The sequence below is a fragment of the Pseudarthrobacter sp. IC2-21 genome, from assembly GCF_034048115.1.
Taxonomy (GTDB): domain Bacteria; phylum Actinomycetota; class Actinomycetes; order Actinomycetales; family Micrococcaceae; genus Arthrobacter; species Arthrobacter naphthalenicus.
The window spans coordinates 1,537,794-1,553,420 of record NZ_CP139145.1; the positions used below are offsets into that span (position 1 = coordinate 1,537,794).

Sequence of the window (15,627 nt, forward strand, 5' to 3'; positions counted from 1 at the left end):
TGATAAGTGCTAAAACTGAGGAAGCAAAGTTCGAATATGTGTTCTACTCGTTGCCAGTGGATTCGAATATCCGCTCCACACTGAGGCTTTGGCGTCAGTGCATGGGCAACGTGGAGGCCACGCCGGGCAGCACAGTATGGTCCAGGAGGGCTCATCTCATGTCAGCTATATCCGCATCACAGGATTCCCGTCCCCCGTTCGTTTCCGTCGCGCAGCTGACGTCGGCCCGGCGGAAGGAATCCCTGCCGCCGCTCCGTCTTACCCGCAGGGGCAAGATTGTCCTCATTGGCATCCCGCTGGTGCTCCTGGCTGCGCTCCTTCTTTCCCTGGCCGGGTTTCTCACCTCGCCGGCGAAGGCCTCGGATTCCGTATCCGATCTCTCCGTCACGCCCACCATGACCGTGACGGTCCAGCCGGGGCAGTCTCTCTGGGCTATTGCCGGCACCACTGCACCCCAACGTGATGCCCGCGACGTCATTGCGGACATCGTTCAGCTGAACAACCTCACCGGCGGCGGTGTAGTGCCCGGCCAGCAGCTCTTTGTCCCCACCCGTTAGCAGCCGGCTTGTTCCGGCCCCGCGCGCCGCAACCGGGGGCGGCATACCGGGTTCCAGGCCGCCGGCAGCCGTCACATTTTTCGGCCGCCTGCTTCGGAACTAAACTGTTCAGGTGAATGACCAGCTAGAGCGCCTGAACCGACTTCCCCTCCGGACCAACCTTCGTGGCCTTGCGCCATACGGTGCGCCGCAGTTGGATGTCCCCATCCTGCTGAACGTTAATGAGAACACTCATGGCGTTCCGGCGGATGTCCAGGCCGCCATCGCCGCAGCGGTAACGGAGGCCGCAGCCGGTCTCAACCGCTATCCGGACCGTGAGTTCACCGAACTCCGGGAGGCGCTGGCCGAATACCTCGGCCACGGACTCGACGCCGCCAACATCTGGGCAGCCAATGGCTCCAACGAGGTTCTCCAGCAGATCCTGCAGGCATTCGGCGGACCCGGCCGGAAGGCTCTCGGCTTCCCGCCCACGTATTCGATGTACCCACTGCTGGCAAGCGGCACCGACACCGAATACATCGTCGGCCAGCGCGCAGAGGGGTACGGCCTGAGCGCCGAATCGGCGGCGGCCCAGGTCAAGGACCTCCAGCCGAACATCGTCTTCCTGTGTTCGCCCAACAACCCCACCGGCACGGGCCTCGGCCTGGATGTGGTGGAGGCCGTCTACGCGGCCGGCGAGGCCAGCCAGACCATCGTGATCGTCGACGAGGCGTACCACGAGTTTGCCCATGACGGAACGCCCAGCGCGCTTACCCTGCTGCCGGGCAGGGAACGCCTGATTGTCTCGCGCACCATGAGCAAGGCATTCGCCCTCGCCGGGGCACGCCTGGGCTACATGGCTGCCGCGCCCGAGGTGACGGACGCCCTGCGCCTGGTCCGGTTGCCGTACCACCTCTCCGCCATTACCCAGGCGACGGCGCTGGCCGCGCTCCAGCACCGGACAGCCTTAATGGCAGACGTCCGGGACATCAAGGAGCAGCGGGACCGCATTGTCACCGAGCTGACCCGGATGGGACTCAAGCCGGCGGCCTCGGATTCCAACTATGTCTTCTTCGGCGGCTTGGAAAGCCCGCACCAGGTCTGGCAGCAATTGCTGGACGAGGGCGTGCTGATCCGGGACGTCGGGATCCCCGGCCACCTGCGGGTCACGGCGGGAACTGAGAGGGAAACCACAGCCTTCCTCACCTCCCTGGAAGCCATCCTGGCCACCCAGGCGAAGCTCCCCGCCTAGACTTGAAGTACCGGCGCCTCAGCGCGCCCCACCACTCCTGCGCTAAAGGACCAGATAATCATGAGTTCCACCGGATCGAACGCTGCCGAAACCCGGACCGCACGCATGGAGCGTGCCACCAGTGAATCGTCAGTGCTCGTGGAGATCAACCTTGACGGCACCGGCGTATCGGACATCGACACGTCAGTTCCGTTCTACGACCACATGCTGACGGCGCTGTGCAAGCACTCGCTCATCGACATGACAGTCAAGGCGACCGGTGACACCCACATTGATGTCCACCACACGGTGGAGGACGTCGCCATCACCTTCGGTGAGGTTTTGCGCACGGCGCTGGGCAACAAAGCCGGCATCCGCAGGTTCGGCGAGGCCACCGTGCCCCTTGACGAAGCCCTCGCGAACGCCGTTGTGGATGTCTCCGGCCGCCCGTATCTGGTTCACGGCGGTGAACCCGCCGGGCAGGAATACCACCTCATCGGCGGCCACTTCACCGGCTCGCTGACCCGTCACGTCTTTGAGGCCATCACGCTGCACGCGGGCATCTGCCTGCACATGAACGTCATCGCCGGCCGCGACCCGCACCACATTGTCGAAGCACAGTTCAAGGCGTTCGCCCGTGCCCTGCGTGCCGCCATCGAACCCGATCCGCGGGTTGAGGGGATTCCGTCCACCAAGGGTGCCCTGTGACCGGCCAGATTCTTCGTGACGGCGCGGTCATCGATCCCGCCACACTGAAGAAGCCAGTATCGGCCGAGGGCAAACCCACCGTCACCGTTCTTGACTATGGTTCAGGCAATGTCCGCTCGGCCGTGCGTGCCCTCGAACGCGCCGGTGCGGAGGTCATCCTGAGCTCCAAGCCCGAGGATGTTCTGAACGCGGACGGCCTGGTGGTACCCGGCGTCGGGGCCTTCGAAACTGTGATGCGCGAGCTCAAAGCCGTGGACGGCATCCGGCTGATCGGCCGTCGCGTTGCCGGCGGACGTCCGGTCCTGGCTATCTGTGTGGGCCTGCAGGTGATGTTCGAAGCCGGTGTTGAGCACGGGACCGAAGCCGAGGGCATGGGGGAATGGCCGGGCAAGGTGGAGCTCCTTCCCGCTGAGGTGGTGCCGCACATGGGCTGGAACACCGTGCAGGTGCCTGAAGGCTCAAAGCTTTTCGCGGGCGTTGAAAACGAACGGTTCTACTTCGTCCACTCCTACGGTGTCCAGGACTGGAACTTTGATGTGATCCAGCCGCGGATGACGGCACCGCTGGTGACCTGGTCCGAGCACGGTGCCCGGTTCATCGCCGCGGTGGAAAACGGGCCGCTTTGCGCCACGCAGTTCCACCCGGAAAAGTCCGGTGACGCCGGCGGGCGGCTGCTCCGCAACTGGGTGGACAGCCTCCGTAAGAACACCCCAACGGATCCCGCCTAGATGTGGTCGATTGTTCTGATGGGCCTGGCCGGCCTCCTGGTGGGTGGTGCCTTGTCCTTCCGGCAGCAGCGCAAACCCCTGTGGACCCAGATCAGTTTCTACGTCCTGGCCGGGATGGCGTTGTTGGCCGCCTACCTGCTGACGCTTCCCGGCACTTAGGCGCCTGCCGCCGCACCGGAATCCGGCACCCGCTGCATTCCGCTCCACCCGCAACGCAATCTGAAGAGGACCCGAGATGACCACCGCAACCGACCTGCCGGTTCTTGAACTGCTGCCCGCCGTCGACGTCGTTAACGGCCAGGCCGTGCGGCTGGTTCAGGGGGAGGCCGGCAGCGAGACCAGCTACGGCACACCCCTGGAAGCGGCCCTCAACTGGCAGCAGCAGGGCGCCGAGTGGGTGCACCTGGTGGACCTTGACGCTGCCTTCGGCCGCGGCTCCAACGCCGAACTGCTTCGCGAAGTCGTCGGGCGGCTGGACATCAAGGTGGAACTGTCCGGCGGCCTCCGGGATGACGAGTCCCTCGAGGCGGCCCTTGATCTCGGCGTGGCCCGGGTCAACCTTGGGACCGCGGCACTGGAGAACCCGGACTGGACGCGCAAGGCCATCGAGCGCTTTGGCGACAAGATCGCCGTCGGCCTCGATGTCCGTGGAACAACGCTCGCGGGCCGGGGCTGGACCAAGGAGGGCGGCGACCTCTGGGAGGTCCTGGGCCGCCTGGAAGACGCAGGCTGCTCGCGGTACGTTGTCACCGATGTGACCAAGGACGGCACCCTGCAGGGCCCCAACGTGGAACTGCTCCGTCAAATGGTGGAGAAAACCGGCAAACCTGTGGTGGCCTCCGGCGGCATCTCCAGCCTCGACGACCTGAAAGTCCTCCGGTCCCTGGTGCCCCTGGGCGTGGAGGGGGCGATTGTGGGTAAGGCGCTGTACGCCGGTGCGTTTACGCTGCCCGAAGCCCTCGACGTCGCCGGCCGCCGCTAACCGGACCTCATGAACAGCGCGCAGAACCCAGGACCGGCCGGCGACGCTCCCGCCCCGCGCCACCTTCCCGGACACATCGCTGCTGCCCTGGCAGGAGCGGGTGGCCCGGCGGACTCGGCGGGGAGGCCGTGGGAGGGGCGGAGCCTTGCAGGGGACGACGCCAGGATACACAACTTCGAGGACGACGACGGAACGGCCGACGCCGGATACCTTGCGGCCGTCGAGGCGCTGCGTGGCGGGACCGGTGACGAAGCGGCCGTGGTGAGCTCCCTTGCCACTGCCCGCGTTTTCATCCCGATCATTGCCCGGCTCGGCGCCGAAGCAGAGGGCGTGGACGGCCTGACCGCGGATAAGCAGGCAGACATGGCACTGGTCACCCTGATGGCTGCAGACGGCCGCAAGGCCATGCCTGCCTTCACGTCCGCCGAGCGCCTGGCTGCGTGGCACCCGGACGCCCGGCCAGTAGCTGTCTACGCGGCCCGTGCCGCGCTGTCAGCTGTGGCAGAAGGGGCCCAATTATTGGTGCTCGACCCGGGCTCGGACGTGACCCTCGTCATCCGTCGGCCCGCCGTGTGGGCACTGGCACAGCAGCAGGAATGGGTTCCCTCATACGCCGATGCCGCGCTGGCCGCCGAAATGTCGGCCGCGGCGGGAGGGTTCCCCGCCGTCCGCAGCGTCGAGTTGCTCCCGGGCTCCGGAGTTGCTGCCGTGACCGGTGGTGGACTGCCACTCTCCGGGGGCGGCGCCGGGCCCGAGCTGCAGGTGGTTCTCTACCTTGAGGACGGTCTTGATGCCGCCGCGGTGCAGGAGCTCGTCGGCGGACTTCAAGCAGCCTGGTCGCGGAATGTATTGTTTGGGGAGCGAGTCGATTCGATGGAAATAAAGTTGCGGCGCGCGGTTCAGTAGCTGACGGTCAGCGGGAGACCCCCGGGCTGCCCGTGCCAGACGCAAAGGATTCTCCGTGAATTTCGCTCTCTACCGGGAGTTGCTCGCCGTCGAGCCCATCAGGCGGCTCCTGCTTGTGGGTATGGTGGCCCGCATCCCGCATTCTGCCGCGGGGCTCCTGCTTACCCTGCACATCGTCCTCTCCCTGGAAAAGGGCTACGCCGCCGCCGGTGCAGCTGCGGCGGTGATGACCATCGGGATCGCGGTTGGGGCGCCATGGCGGGGCCGGCGCGTTGACAGGGTCGGCCTGCGCCGGGCCCTCATCCCGTCAGTTGTCTCCGAAGCCGTCATCTGGTCCGTGGTCCCGTATGTCAGCTACGAACTGCTGCTGCCGTTGGTGTTCATCGGTGGCCTGCTGACCCTGCCGATCTTCAGCGTGATCCGCCAGTCCCTGGGCGTTCTCGCGGACGGCACCCAGCGGCGGACTGCTTTTGCCCTGGACTCGATCGCCACCGAGGTGGTGTTCATGATCGGTCCTGCCGCCGGCGCCGTGGTGGCGACCAGCGGCTTCACCGCCCTGGGTCTGAGCGTCGTAGGAGTGTCCTCGTCCCTGGCGGGCCTGTTCCTGATGTGGTTCAACCCGCCCACCCGCAGCGCCACCCAGACTCAGGAGGCGGAAGAGGACCAGCGCCATGCTGCGGAGGTGGCGGTGGTGTCCGCGGCGCCGGTCCACGTGCAGGAGGCTGCGGCAGACCTTGTCCCGGCCGGCGCGGAAACTGCCCGCGGTGGCCGCAGCCTGCGCAGGAAGGTGGCCCACAATTTTGCCTGGTTTACTGCCGCTGTGGCTGCGGTCTTTTCGATAGCGGCGGGAACAGGGATGGTGCTGAGCGGCACCGACGTCGGAATTGTCGCCGCCCTGGAAACCGGCGGCCGCCAAAACGAAATCGGCATTGTCTTTCTCTTTTGGTGCGCCGCCTCCGTCATCGGCGGGCTGGTCTACGGCGCCATGCACCGGCCGGTGTCACCGACCCTGCTGCTCCTCGGCATGGCAGCCCTGACCATCCCCATGGGCTTCGCGCGGGATACCTGGACACTGGCTTTCATCTCGGTTCTTCCGGGACTGCTCTGCGCGCCGGTACTCTCCGCCGCTTCGGAAAAGGTAGCGGACCTGGTGGCCGAGGACCGTCGCGGCGAGGCGATGGGCTGGTACGGCTCCGCGCTGACGGCAGGCGTGGCGCTGGGGGCGCCGCTCGCCGGTATCTTCATCGACGGGGCAGGCCCGTCCGGCGGCTTTGTGGCGGTGGGGGTGGCCGGCGTTGTGCTCTGCGTGGTGGGGCTGTTGCTTCAGGCCCTGCGGCGGCGCAGGGTGGCCGCCTGACCTTTTCGATGAGTGCCAGGGAGAACCAACGACGGCGGCGGGCTGACCAGTATGGTCCGCCCGCCGCCGTCGCTATTTACTCGTGAATGAACTGCCGCGTTGGGTCAGTTGACCGCGCCGGTGTACTTCTCGCCCGGGCCCTTGCCCGGGGCATCGGGAATGGCGGACTCTTCCCTGAAGGCGAGCTGCAGGGACCGGAGGCCATCGCGCAACGGTCCGGCGTGCTGGGAACCGATTTCCGGGGCGGCGGCCGTTACCAGGCCGGCAAGGGCGGTGATGAGTTTGCGGGCCTCATCCAGGTCCTTCAGTTCCTCCGCGTTGTCCTCGGCGGCGAGGCCGAGCTTGACTGCTGCTGCGCTCATGAGGTGAACGGCCGCGGTGGTGATGACCTCGATGGCCGGCACCTCGGAGATGTCGCGGATTTGCTGGCTCACGTTCGCCTCGGCGGGTGCGGCCTCGAAAACGTGTGAATTGCTGTCTGGGGTACTCATACTGGTAAGCTTGTCACAGACCGACTGAATGTCGTTATTTTGCTGTGTTAATGTCCCACCGGCGCCCCGCTGTGTCGTGAGGGATTTTTTCTGTAGAATGGCATGCAGTTTGCAAGCGGAGTTCTCTCCCACCCGCGTCAGCCGTTCCCGCTGGAAGTTTCTTCCAGGGAAGCAAGGTTGCCGGGTACCGGTCGGACAGATTCATCGGGCGTTGTGCCCGGGAACCTGCGCACGATTTCCCGTCGGGGGAGCGTGCATCCGATCATCGAGGCCTTCGATTGCTCCGGCAATTGGGGGCCTTCTCTATTTGCCGGTGGGTTTACTACATCAATCACAGGAGCTTTAACATTAGCGAGCCAAGAATCAATGAGCGTATCCGCGTCCCCGAGGTGCGGCTGGTCGGCCCTGCAGGTGAACAGGTAGGAGTCGTCCGTATTGAGGATGCCCTGCGTCTGGCTGCTGAATCCGACCTTGATCTCGTTGAAGTAGCACCTCAGGCCAAGCCTCCGGTGTGCAAGCTGATGGACTTCGGCAAGTACAAGTACGAGGCCGCAGTCAAGGCGCGTGAAGCCCGGAAGAACCAGACCAACACGGTTCTGAAGGAAATCCGCTTCCGCCTGAAGATCGATACTCACGACTACGAAACCAAGCGCGGCCATGCGCTTCGCTTCCTCGGTGCAGGTGACAAGGTCAAGGCCATGATCCAGTTCCGTGGCCGCGAGCAGCAACGTCCGGAGATGGGCATCCGTCTGCTCCAGCGTTTCGCCGACGACGTCGCCGAGGTGGGCGTTGTTGAGTCCAGCCCGCGTATTGACGGACGCAACATGGTCATGGTCGTGGGGCCGCTGAAGAACAAGGCGGAGGCCAAAGCTGAGGCACGCCGCGCATCGCAGCGTGCGGAAGCCAAGGCGCAGAACGAAGCCAAGGCATCGGGCCGCATCGATGTCACCGGTGACGACCAGGCGCCGCTGACCCAGTCGTTGGCTGATCTTCTGCCGGAAGGGTTCGCCATCACGACGCAGCCCGAGGCGGATGCTCCGGTGGACGCCACTGAGGCGGCAACTCCGGAAACGGCAGTTCCGGCCGAGGCTGACGCGACCGAGCCGGCGGCTCCGGAAGCTGAAGCTCCGGCGAAGGAAGCTCCCGTGAAGGAAGCCCCCGCCAAGGAAGCTCCGGTGAAGGAAGTCGCAGCAAAGGAAGCGCCGAAGCAGGCCGCCCCGAAGGCCGCTGCTCCCAAGCGGGAGTCCGCCAAGGCAGCCCCGGCTCCGGCCAAGGCTCCCGAGGCCAAGCCTGCGGAAACTGCCAAGCCCGCTGAAGCGGCCAAGGCTGCCGCGCCGGCTCCGGCCGCACCGGCTGCCCCGAGGCCGCCGGTCCCCATGCCCAAGCCGGTAGCCCGGCCGGCTGCTCCGAAGCCTGCTGCGCGGCCTGCCCCCAAGGCAGCTCCGAAGCCGGCCGGTAAGAAGACTACCTAGTTCAAAGCTGCAGGAGGCTTCCTCCGGCAGTACGCAACCAGCACGTCGCCTGCAGGGGTGGCTGCTCGAAAGAACTGCAGACAATGTCTGCGGACACGTAAGGAGATCGGTTCCCATGCCGAAGATGAAGACCCACAGTGGTGCTAAGAAGCGCTTCAAGCTGACCGGTAGCGGCAAGCTGCGCCGCCAGCAGGCCAACCGCCGCCACTACCTCGAGCACAAGTCCTCCAGGCTGACCCGTCGCCTCGCCGGCGACAAGATCGTCTTCAAGGGTGACGCAAAGGTCATCCGGAAGATGCTCGGCATCTAAGTTCCAAGTTCTCTGACTGTTGCCACCGGGCAGCAGTCAACTACCAAAAAGGCTTCTCAGGCCAGCCGGTAACTCCGGCAGTAGTTGCTTGGGATCAGATTTTCGAAGGAGTACGCACGTGGCACGTGTGAAGAGGGCGGTCAACGCCCACAAGAAGCGCCGGGTTATCCTTGAACGCGCAAAGGGCTACCGTGGACAGCGTTCACGCCTGTACCGCAAGGCCAAAGAACAGCTGCTGCACTCGTTTGTGTACAGCTACGGCGACCGCAAGAAGAAGAAGGGTGACTTCCGTCGCCTGTGGATCCAGCGCATCAACGCTGCATCCCGCGCCAACGGCCTCACCTACAACCGTCTGATCCAGGGCCTGAAGGCCGCTGAGGTCGAGGTTGACCGCCGTATGCTGGCGGAGCTGGCTGTCTCCGACGCCAACGCTTTCGCTGCACTGGTGAAGATCGCCAAGGACTCCCTGCCTGCTGACACGTCGGCTCCGGCTGCAAAGTAGCACTAAAGGCCGTTCAAGGACTGGTGGCCGAAGCCACTAAGGTTCTTATATGAACGAAACCGGGCGCCCGCAAGATGTACCACTCTCCAATCCCCGAGCTGATCGGGTCAGGAAGGTGGCGCAACTTGCCGGGCGTCCGGCCCGTTTAAAGCGCAGCGAGTTCCTGGCGGAGGGCCCCCAGGCTGTCCGTGAGGCTCTGACCCTGCACCGGAAACGGATCGCTTCGGGGGAGCCCGGTCTCGTGTATGAGGTCTACGCCAGCGAGGCGTGCCTCGACCGGCACCCGGACCTGGAATCGCTCGCCGAGGGCACTGACGCTTACCTCACCACCGACGAAGTGCTTGCCGCCATGGCGGACACGGTCACGCCCCAGGGAATCCTGGCGGTCTGCGGCTTCCTGGACGTGCGCCTCGACCAGGTCCTCGACGCCGGTCCGCGGCTGATCGCGGTGCTGTGTCAGGTCCGCGACCCCGGCAATGCCGGCACCGTGCTCCGGGCAGCCGACGCAGCCGGAGCGGACGCAGTCATCCTCACTGCATCGAGCGTTGATATCTACAATCCCAAGGCGGTCCGTTCCACGGCCGGTTCCCTGTTCCACTTGCCTGTGGTGCTTGGTGCAGACATTGCCGAGGTGGCAGCCGCCTGCCGTGCCCGCGGGATTGGGATCCTTGCGGCCGACGGCGGCGGAGACGTCAATCTCGACACCCTGCAGGACCAAAACGCCGCCCGCCGCATAGCTTCCTCCGGCGTTGAATCGGTCTACGCGTTGGAGGCTCCAACGGCCTGGCTTTTCGGGAACGAAGCACAGGGCCTCTCAGAGGCTGAGTTGGCCTTGGCCGATCACCGCGTAGCCGTCCCCGTCTACGGCGCAGCGGAAAGCCTCAATCTCGGCACCGCCGCCACCGTGTGCCTTTATGCGAGTGCCCGGTCCCAGCACGAACACGGGGCTAGCTAGCAGTTCCGGGGCCTGGAGAACGGGCCCTTGAAAGGCAGGGCCCCGGAAATACCGGGGCCCTTGCTGTATGAACTTGCTGTGTGAAACAGATGAGAGGGATCAGGGTGCGCGGGTGGTTCCCCGGCGTCCGGTGATGGCGCCGTAGATGCCGGCAACGACCAAGCCGCCGACAATGGCAAGGATCCAGGTACCCAGATCGAAGAAGGCAAGGTCACCCTTGCCGAACAGGAGGCTGCCAATCCAGCCGCCTACAATCGCGCCGACAACACCAAGCACGAGGCTCGTCACCCAGCCGCCGCCGACCCTGCCGGGCATAACGGCCTTGACGATGGCCCCCACTATGAGGCCGAGAATAATCCAAGCAAGAAAACCCATGTCTCCTCCTTCATATTCGTCGGGATTAATCGTCCCGATTAGTGTTCAAGCTAACATAAGGGCGCTCCATTGTCAGCAGGCTTAGTGCCCGTCGCGCGTACGGATTTTTCGGCCGAAAAGGTACGGTAATCGTGGGCGGCCTGCGTTCCGAAGCCGCAATTTATCCTGCGTGTTCCTACCCCTGAAGAGGTGAAGTCTCCGTGGCTGCAAATGGCGGTACCAAGGCGATCGTTGCGGCTCTCGCCGCGAACCTGACCATCGCCGCCCTCAAGTTCGTGGCATTCATCCTCACGGCTTCCTCGTCGATGCTGGCCGAAGCCATCCACTCCGTTGCAGACTCCGGTAATCAGCTGCTGCTGCTCATTGGCGGGAAACGTGCCAGCAAGGCGGCCAGCCCGGAGCATCCTTTCGGGTATGGCCGTGAACGCTACATTTACGCCTTCATTGTCTCCATAGTGCTCTTCAGCGTCGGCGGACTCTTCGCGTTGTTCGAAGCGTGGCAAAAGCTGCAGGACCCGCACCCCATCGAAGGCAATTTCTGGTGGGTCCCGCTCGCCGTCCTGCTGGGGGCCATCGCCGCGGAGTCGTACTCCTTCCGGACGGCAATTAAGGAATCCAACCAGACCCGGGGCAAGCAGGGCTGGGTGAGCTTTGTGCGCACGGCAAAGCAGCCGGAGCTGCCCGTGATCCTGTTGGAGGATTTCGGGGCGCTCCTTGGCCTGTTCTTCGCCATGATCGGTGTGGGCATGACCCTTATCACCGGGAACGGCGTCTGGGACGCTGCCGGCACCGGCATGATTGGCCTGCTGCTGGTTGCCATCGCCGTGGTGCTGGCCATCGAGACAAAGTCCCTGCTGCTCGGAGAATCCGCGACCCGGGAGGACGTGGTCCGGATCAGCGCAGCCATTGAGGCCGGGGGACACAACCGCATCATCCACCTCAAGACCCTTCACCTGGGCCCTGAGGAGTTGCTGGTCGCCGCCAAGATTTCCGTGGGGGCCGCCGAAACGGGGAGGGACATCGCCGCCTCGATTGACGGGGCCGAGTCCAGAATTCGTGCCGCCGTCCCGATTGCCCGCGTGATCTATCTGGAGCCGGATCTGCAGCGCGGCCCCCTGCCGGGCGCGGGGCACCATCCGGCTGACGTTCGGCCACAGGACCTGCAGGCCTGATCCCCAGGCCTGCACACCCGGCTGTGCTCAGGCGATCTTCTATGCCGGCGAGGCTGTTGACGGCCGCCTGCCTCGGATCAGGCGGTCAGGGGTTTCCTGCGTTCCAGCAGGCCGCTGACTATCGCGACTGCCAGGCCCAGGAGGGCCAACACCGCGCCGACGAGCGCGGGCGCCACGAAGCCCCACCCCCAGGCGATGACCACGCCGCCCAGGAAGGCGCCCAGCGCGTTGGCGACGTTGAGCGCGGCGTGGTTCAGGGACGATGCCAGGGAAGGTGCGTCCGGGGAGGCATCCAGAAGGCGGGTCTGCAGGGCGGGCACAAGCAGGGAGCCCGACGCTCCCACCACAAAGACCATGACCAGGGCGGACCACGGCCAGTGCACCGCAACGGCGTAGATCACCAGGGCTGCGGCAATGCCTGGCAGGACCCAATAGAGGGTTCCCATCACTGACTTGTCGGCCAGCCTGCCGCCCACCACGGTTCCCGCGACCATCCCGAGCCCGTAAAGGGCAACAACCAGCGGCAGCAGGGACGCAGGAATGCCGGCCACCAGCGTCATGGTGTGGGCAATGTAGGTGTACGTAGCAAAGAAGCCGCCAAAGCCCACAATGCCGATGAGGATGGCCAGCCAGACCTGCAACCGTTTGAGTGCACCCAGCTCGCGGCGGATGCTGGCGTCCGGGTGGGGCGCTTGGAACGGCACGAATTTCCACAGCAGGACCAGCGTCAGGGCACCGATTGCGCCCACGACGACGAAGAGCAGCCGCCAGCCGAACGTCTGGCCTACCCAGGTGGCGGCGGGAACGCCGATGACGTTGGAAACGGACAGGCCGGCCATCACCATGGAAATGGCCCAGCCGCGTCTGCTGGCCGGAACCAGGGAGGCGGCGATCACGGCCGCGACGCCAAAGAAGGCGCCGTGCGGTAACCCGGCCGCGAAACGTGAAACCAGCATGGTGCCGTAGTCCGGAGCCAGGTAGGACGTCAGGTTGGCCAAGGTGAAGAACAGCATCAGGCCCAGGGCGAGGTGTTTGCGGGGGAGTTTTGCGCCTACAGCTGCGAGGAGCGGGGCACCCACCACGACTCCCAATGCGTAGGCGGAAATGAGGTGTCCGGCTTCCGGGGTGCTGATGTTGAGTCCCTGCTCCACCTCCTTGAGCAGTCCCATCATGGTGAATTCCGTGACGCCGATTCCCACGCCGCCCATGGCCAAAGCGAAGATGGCCGCACCGATATTGGGAGTCTTGACTCTGGACGTCAGGGGCGTTCGGGTGGTGCTGCTCATGTGCCTGCTTTTCGGGGAGGATGCTGGATTCGGGGAGAATGCCGGGGAAGTGCCGGCGAAATGGGCAGCCGGGCCAACCTAGGCAACCCCGATTCCGGTGCAGGTATTCCAAGGCGGCCGCCGACCAAGGCCTGCCGTCCATTGTTCCCTATTGGGGGGTGTTCCCTATTTGCGGGTGTTCCCTGATGCGGGCACGCTACCGTCGGGTGCACCTGCCACGTCAAAAGGATTCCGTCAACGAACATGCCCGTCCGGGCCGGTGCGGCTTCACTCACCGGCCCGCGCTCATAGACTGGGGCGGTGAGTGAACAGATACAGGTAGTTGGCGCCGCAATTCTCGACTCGTTGGAGCACCCCGCGCGCCTGTTGGTGGCACGGCGGACGGCTCCCGAACAGTTTGCCGGGCTCTGGGAATTCCCCGGCGGCAAGGTTGAAGCCGGCGAGGAGTGTGAGGCTGCGCTGCACCGTGAACTCGGTGAGGAACTGGGCGTCAGGGTCCGGCTCGGGGCAGAGCTCCACGCGGAGGCCCCCGACGGCTGGCGGCTGAATGAGCGGGCCAGCATGAGGGTATGGCCGGCGGAAATCACCGATGGTGAACCCCATCCGCTGGAGGACCACGACGAACTGCGCTGGATGGACCTGGCTGATGTTCAGGCTGTGCTGGGTCTTCCCTGGATTCCTGCCGACTTTCCCATCGTCCAGGCTCTGCTGGATTCGCTCAGCACCCAGGTGGCCAACGCCCGCACCTCCTGAATTGCCCGCCGTATGTCAGAAGAGGGTTGGCTGGCCAAGTGCCGGTTCCCCGGTGCGGGCCCGCGCAGGCGTGCCGGCCTTCCCGGAAACCGGCAGGATGCCCTCCGGGTACTGTGCTTCTTCGCTGCGGGGATCATCCTCCAGATCACGGTGGCTGAACCCGTGCCCGCTGGTGAAGCCGTGCCGTTGCTTGAAATAGCGCACCTTGGACGCGAGCCAGGTCCGGTACTCCTTGGACGCATACGAACCTGTGCCGTAGAGGCGCCGGTAGCGGCCGGCGAGGTCCGGGTGGTTTTTGGCGATCCACTGCATGAACCATTCCCGGGTGCCGGGTTTCAGGTATAGGGCGCCGGCCGTCACCCCCGTGGCGCCGGCAGCGGCCAGGGATCCGAAGAGGGCATCCAAGGCTTCGTCGCTGTCTGAAAGCCACGGCAGGATGGGCATGGCCATCACGCCGCAGGGGAGTCCGGCGTCGCGTAAGCGGGCGACGAGCTTGAGCCGTGCCCGCGGCCCCGGCGTTCCCGGTTCCACAGCTTCTGACAACGCCTCGTCCGTCATGGCAAGCGAGATGCCCACACCCACCGGAACCTGGGCAGCAGCGTGCTTCAGGAGCGGAATGTCACGTGCCAGCAGGGTCCCCTTGGTGAGGATGGACAGCGGTGTCCCGGAGTCCGCCAGCGCCGCAATAATTCCCGGCATCAACCGGTAGCGGCCCTCGGCCCGCTGGTAGGGGTCCGTATTGGTGCCCAGGGCTACCTGATGGCGGCCCCAGGAAGGCTTGGCCAGTTCCTTCCGCAGTATCTCGGCGGCATTGACTTTGACCACTACCTGGCTGTCGAAATCCAGTCCGGCGTCGAAGTCCAGGTACGTATGGCTTTTGCGTGCGAAGCAGTAGACGCAGGCATGGCTGCAGCCCCGGTAGGGGTTGACCGTCCACTCGAAGGGCATTTTTGAACCGGAAACCACCTTGTTGAGCACCGATTTGGCGGTGACCTCATGGAAGGTGATGCCGGCGAATTCGGGAGTGGTGACTGACCGGACCAGCCCGGCGAGCGGTAACAGCGCGGGGGATGGCGCGCTTCCGGCGTCGTCGGCAGGCCGCTGCATTAGTGCTTGTGCATCCCATCTCATGCCCTCTATTCGAAGATATGTTCGAACTTAAGTCAAGGACCGTCGCTCCGTGTTGCACGGCGGGACGTGGGCGGGCGGGAGGGCCCTTAGTCCAGGAGCTCCCAAACCACCGTAACGCCGGCGTTGAGACTGGCCTGGCCCGGCTCAACGCCGATGGCGTCGGCGGCGACGGCCCGCTCAAACCGGGCCACCGGGACCGGCCCCGCCGCAAGGGGGTGCTCGGCCACTGACAGCACCCGCCCAAGCGTCGCTGACGCCAGGGCAGCAAACTGCTCCGCCGCTGCAGCGGCATCCCGCCACGCGGCTTCGCGGGCCCTCGCCAGCATCGGGGATTCGTCCGCGAAGCCGAGCTCCAGTCCGTTCAGCCGCGCGTCGTCGCCGCCGGCTTCGACCACGGCGGCAATGACGGCGGAAGCAGCGGCCACCTGCCGGACCCTCACGGTGAGCATGCTGGACGCGACGTATCCTGCGACCTGTTGCCCCTCGCCCTCGCGCCAGATAAGTTCCGGCCGGACGTTAAGCCCGGAGGTCCTGATGTCCGGGGCTGCCACCCCATGCTGCCGGAGCGCAGCGGACACTGCCGCGGACGCTGTTCCGGCGTCGGCGTATGCGGCACCGACGCTGGCGCGCCGGCATTCGACGCCAACGGAAATGGTTAGCAGGTCAGGTGGCGCCTCGGCCGTGCCGGTGCCCGTCACGGTGACCGTTCTCAACGTGGTGCCGTCCGCCATG

At 65.4% G+C, this 15,627-nt stretch carries 18 protein-coding genes and 2 pseudogenes; 14 read left to right on the top strand and 6 right to left on the bottom strand.

Features of this window, described 5'->3' with window-relative positions:
• The first annotated feature begins 158 nt into the window (after positions 1-158).
• The 8 genes from SBP01_RS07050 to SBP01_RS07085 all read left to right on the top strand — a co-directional run bounded on the left by SBP01_RS07050 (position 159) and on the right by SBP01_RS07085 (position 6,448).
• Positions 159-557 (top strand): LysM peptidoglycan-binding domain-containing protein, encoded by a 399-nt coding sequence (locus tag SBP01_RS07050; protein ID WP_275215463.1) that lies wholly within the window; start codon positions 159-161, stop codon positions 555-557.
• 112 nt (positions 558-669) lie between these two features.
• On the top strand, positions 670-1,788 hold the full coding sequence (locus SBP01_RS07055) for a histidinol-phosphate transaminase (protein WP_275215464.1): 1,119 nt from the start codon (positions 670-672) through the stop codon (positions 1,786-1,788).
• 60 nt (positions 1,789-1,848) lie between these two features.
• Positions 1,849-2,475, top strand: coding sequence for an imidazoleglycerol-phosphate dehydratase HisB (gene hisB, locus SBP01_RS07060; RefSeq protein WP_275215465.1), 627 nt, complete (start codon positions 1,849-1,851; stop codon positions 2,473-2,475).
• Entirely contained in the window at positions 2,472-3,203 is a 732-nt protein-coding gene (gene hisH, locus SBP01_RS07065; protein ID WP_275215466.1) for an imidazole glycerol phosphate synthase subunit HisH, read from the top strand. The genes hisB and hisH overlap by 4 nt, the downstream gene beginning before the upstream one ends.
• Positions 3,204-3,362, top strand: a complete 159-nt coding sequence (locus SBP01_RS07070) for a hypothetical protein (protein ID WP_275215467.1) — start codon at positions 3,204-3,206, stop codon at positions 3,360-3,362.
• A 76-nt stretch (positions 3,363-3,438) separates the two neighbouring features.
• Positions 3,439-4,185, top strand: coding sequence for a bifunctional 1-(5-phosphoribosyl)-5-((5-phosphoribosylamino)methylideneamino)imidazole-4-carboxamide isomerase/phosphoribosylanthranilate isomerase PriA (gene priA, locus SBP01_RS07075; RefSeq protein WP_275215468.1), 747 nt, complete (start codon positions 3,439-3,441; stop codon positions 4,183-4,185).
• A gap of 9 nt (positions 4,186-4,194) precedes the next feature.
• Positions 4,195-5,091 carry an SseB family protein gene (locus tag SBP01_RS07080; protein WP_320537951.1) on the top strand — a complete coding sequence of 299 codons (897 nt, stop codon included), beginning with the start codon at positions 4,195-4,197 and terminating at the stop codon, positions 5,089-5,091.
• A 55-nt stretch (positions 5,092-5,146) separates the two neighbouring features.
• Entirely contained in the window at positions 5,147-6,448 is a 1,302-nt protein-coding gene (locus SBP01_RS07085) for an MFS transporter (protein WP_320537952.1), read from the top strand.
• Positions 6,449-6,552: 104 nt separating this feature from the next.
• On the opposite strand, the gene SBP01_RS07090 is transcribed toward SBP01_RS07085, so the two are convergent.
• Positions 6,553-6,939, bottom strand: a complete 387-nt coding sequence (locus tag SBP01_RS07090; protein WP_275215471.1) for a DUF1844 domain-containing protein — start codon at positions 6,937-6,939, stop codon at positions 6,553-6,555.
• 389 nt (positions 6,940-7,328) lie between these two features.
• Here SBP01_RS07090 and infC point away from each other — a divergent pair.
• Positions 7,329-7,730 (top strand): annotated as a pseudogene (gene infC / locus SBP01_RS19745) (translation initiation factor IF-3); the annotation flags it as partial.
• A 362-nt stretch (positions 7,731-8,092) separates the two neighbouring features.
• On the opposite strand, the pseudogene SBP01_RS19750 reads toward infC, so the two are convergent.
• Positions 8,093-8,317 (bottom strand): annotated as a pseudogene (locus SBP01_RS19750) (hypothetical protein); the annotation flags it as partial.
• Between the two features lie 209 nt (positions 8,318-8,526).
• On the opposite strand from SBP01_RS19750, the gene rpmI reads away from it, so the two are divergent.
• The 3 genes from rpmI to SBP01_RS07110 all read left to right on the top strand — a co-directional run bounded on the left by rpmI (position 8,527) and on the right by SBP01_RS07110 (position 10,178).
• Complete coding sequence (gene rpmI, locus SBP01_RS07100) at positions 8,527-8,721, top strand: 50S ribosomal protein L35 (protein ID WP_009358635.1); 195 nt, start codon at positions 8,527-8,529, stop codon at positions 8,719-8,721.
• Positions 8,722-8,839: 118 nt separating this feature from the next.
• Entirely contained in the window at positions 8,840-9,223 is a 384-nt protein-coding gene (gene rplT / locus SBP01_RS07105) for a 50S ribosomal protein L20 (protein ID WP_164201051.1), read from the top strand.
• 49 nt (positions 9,224-9,272) lie between these two features.
• Positions 9,273-10,178 carry an RNA methyltransferase gene (locus tag SBP01_RS07110; RefSeq protein WP_320537954.1) on the top strand — a complete coding sequence of 302 codons (906 nt, stop codon included), beginning with the start codon at positions 9,273-9,275 and terminating at the stop codon, positions 10,176-10,178.
• A gap of 99 nt (positions 10,179-10,277) precedes the next feature.
• Here SBP01_RS07110 and SBP01_RS07115 read toward each other — a convergent pair whose 3' ends face one another.
• Complete coding sequence (locus SBP01_RS07115) at positions 10,278-10,553, bottom strand: GlsB/YeaQ/YmgE family stress response membrane protein (protein ID WP_275215474.1); 276 nt, start codon at positions 10,551-10,553, stop codon at positions 10,278-10,280.
• A gap of 200 nt (positions 10,554-10,753) precedes the next feature.
• Here SBP01_RS07115 and SBP01_RS07120 point away from each other — a divergent pair, with 200 nt between their 5' ends.
• Complete coding sequence (locus tag SBP01_RS07120) at positions 10,754-11,725, top strand: cation diffusion facilitator family transporter (RefSeq protein WP_275215475.1); 972 nt, start codon at positions 10,754-10,756, stop codon at positions 11,723-11,725.
• Between the two features lie 77 nt (positions 11,726-11,802).
• On the opposite strand, the gene SBP01_RS07125 is transcribed toward SBP01_RS07120, so the two are convergent.
• A complete protein-coding gene (locus tag SBP01_RS07125; protein WP_275215476.1) occupies positions 11,803-13,011 on the bottom strand; it encodes an MFS transporter in 1,209 nt (402 codons plus the stop codon).
• A 300-nt stretch (positions 13,012-13,311) separates the two neighbouring features.
• Here SBP01_RS07125 and SBP01_RS07130 point away from each other — a divergent pair, with 300 nt between their 5' ends.
• The gene (locus SBP01_RS07130) at positions 13,312-13,764 is read left to right on the top strand and encodes a (deoxy)nucleoside triphosphate pyrophosphohydrolase (protein ID WP_275215477.1); all 453 of its coding nucleotides are present in this window, start codon (positions 13,312-13,314) and stop codon (positions 13,762-13,764) included.
• Between the two features lie 15 nt (positions 13,765-13,779).
• On the opposite strand, the gene SBP01_RS07135 is transcribed toward SBP01_RS07130, so the two are convergent.
• Both SBP01_RS07135 and SBP01_RS07140 read right to left on the bottom strand, forming a co-directional pair.
• Positions 13,780-14,895, bottom strand: a complete 1,116-nt coding sequence (locus SBP01_RS07135) for an Rv2578c family radical SAM protein (RefSeq protein ID WP_320537955.1) — start codon at positions 14,893-14,895, stop codon at positions 13,780-13,782.
• A gap of 86 nt (positions 14,896-14,981) precedes the next feature.
• Positions 14,982-15,626 carry an SIMPL domain-containing protein gene (locus SBP01_RS07140; RefSeq protein WP_320537956.1) on the bottom strand — a complete coding sequence of 215 codons (645 nt, stop codon included), beginning with the start codon at positions 15,624-15,626 and terminating at the stop codon, positions 14,982-14,984.
• Position 15,627: the final 1 nt, after the last annotated feature.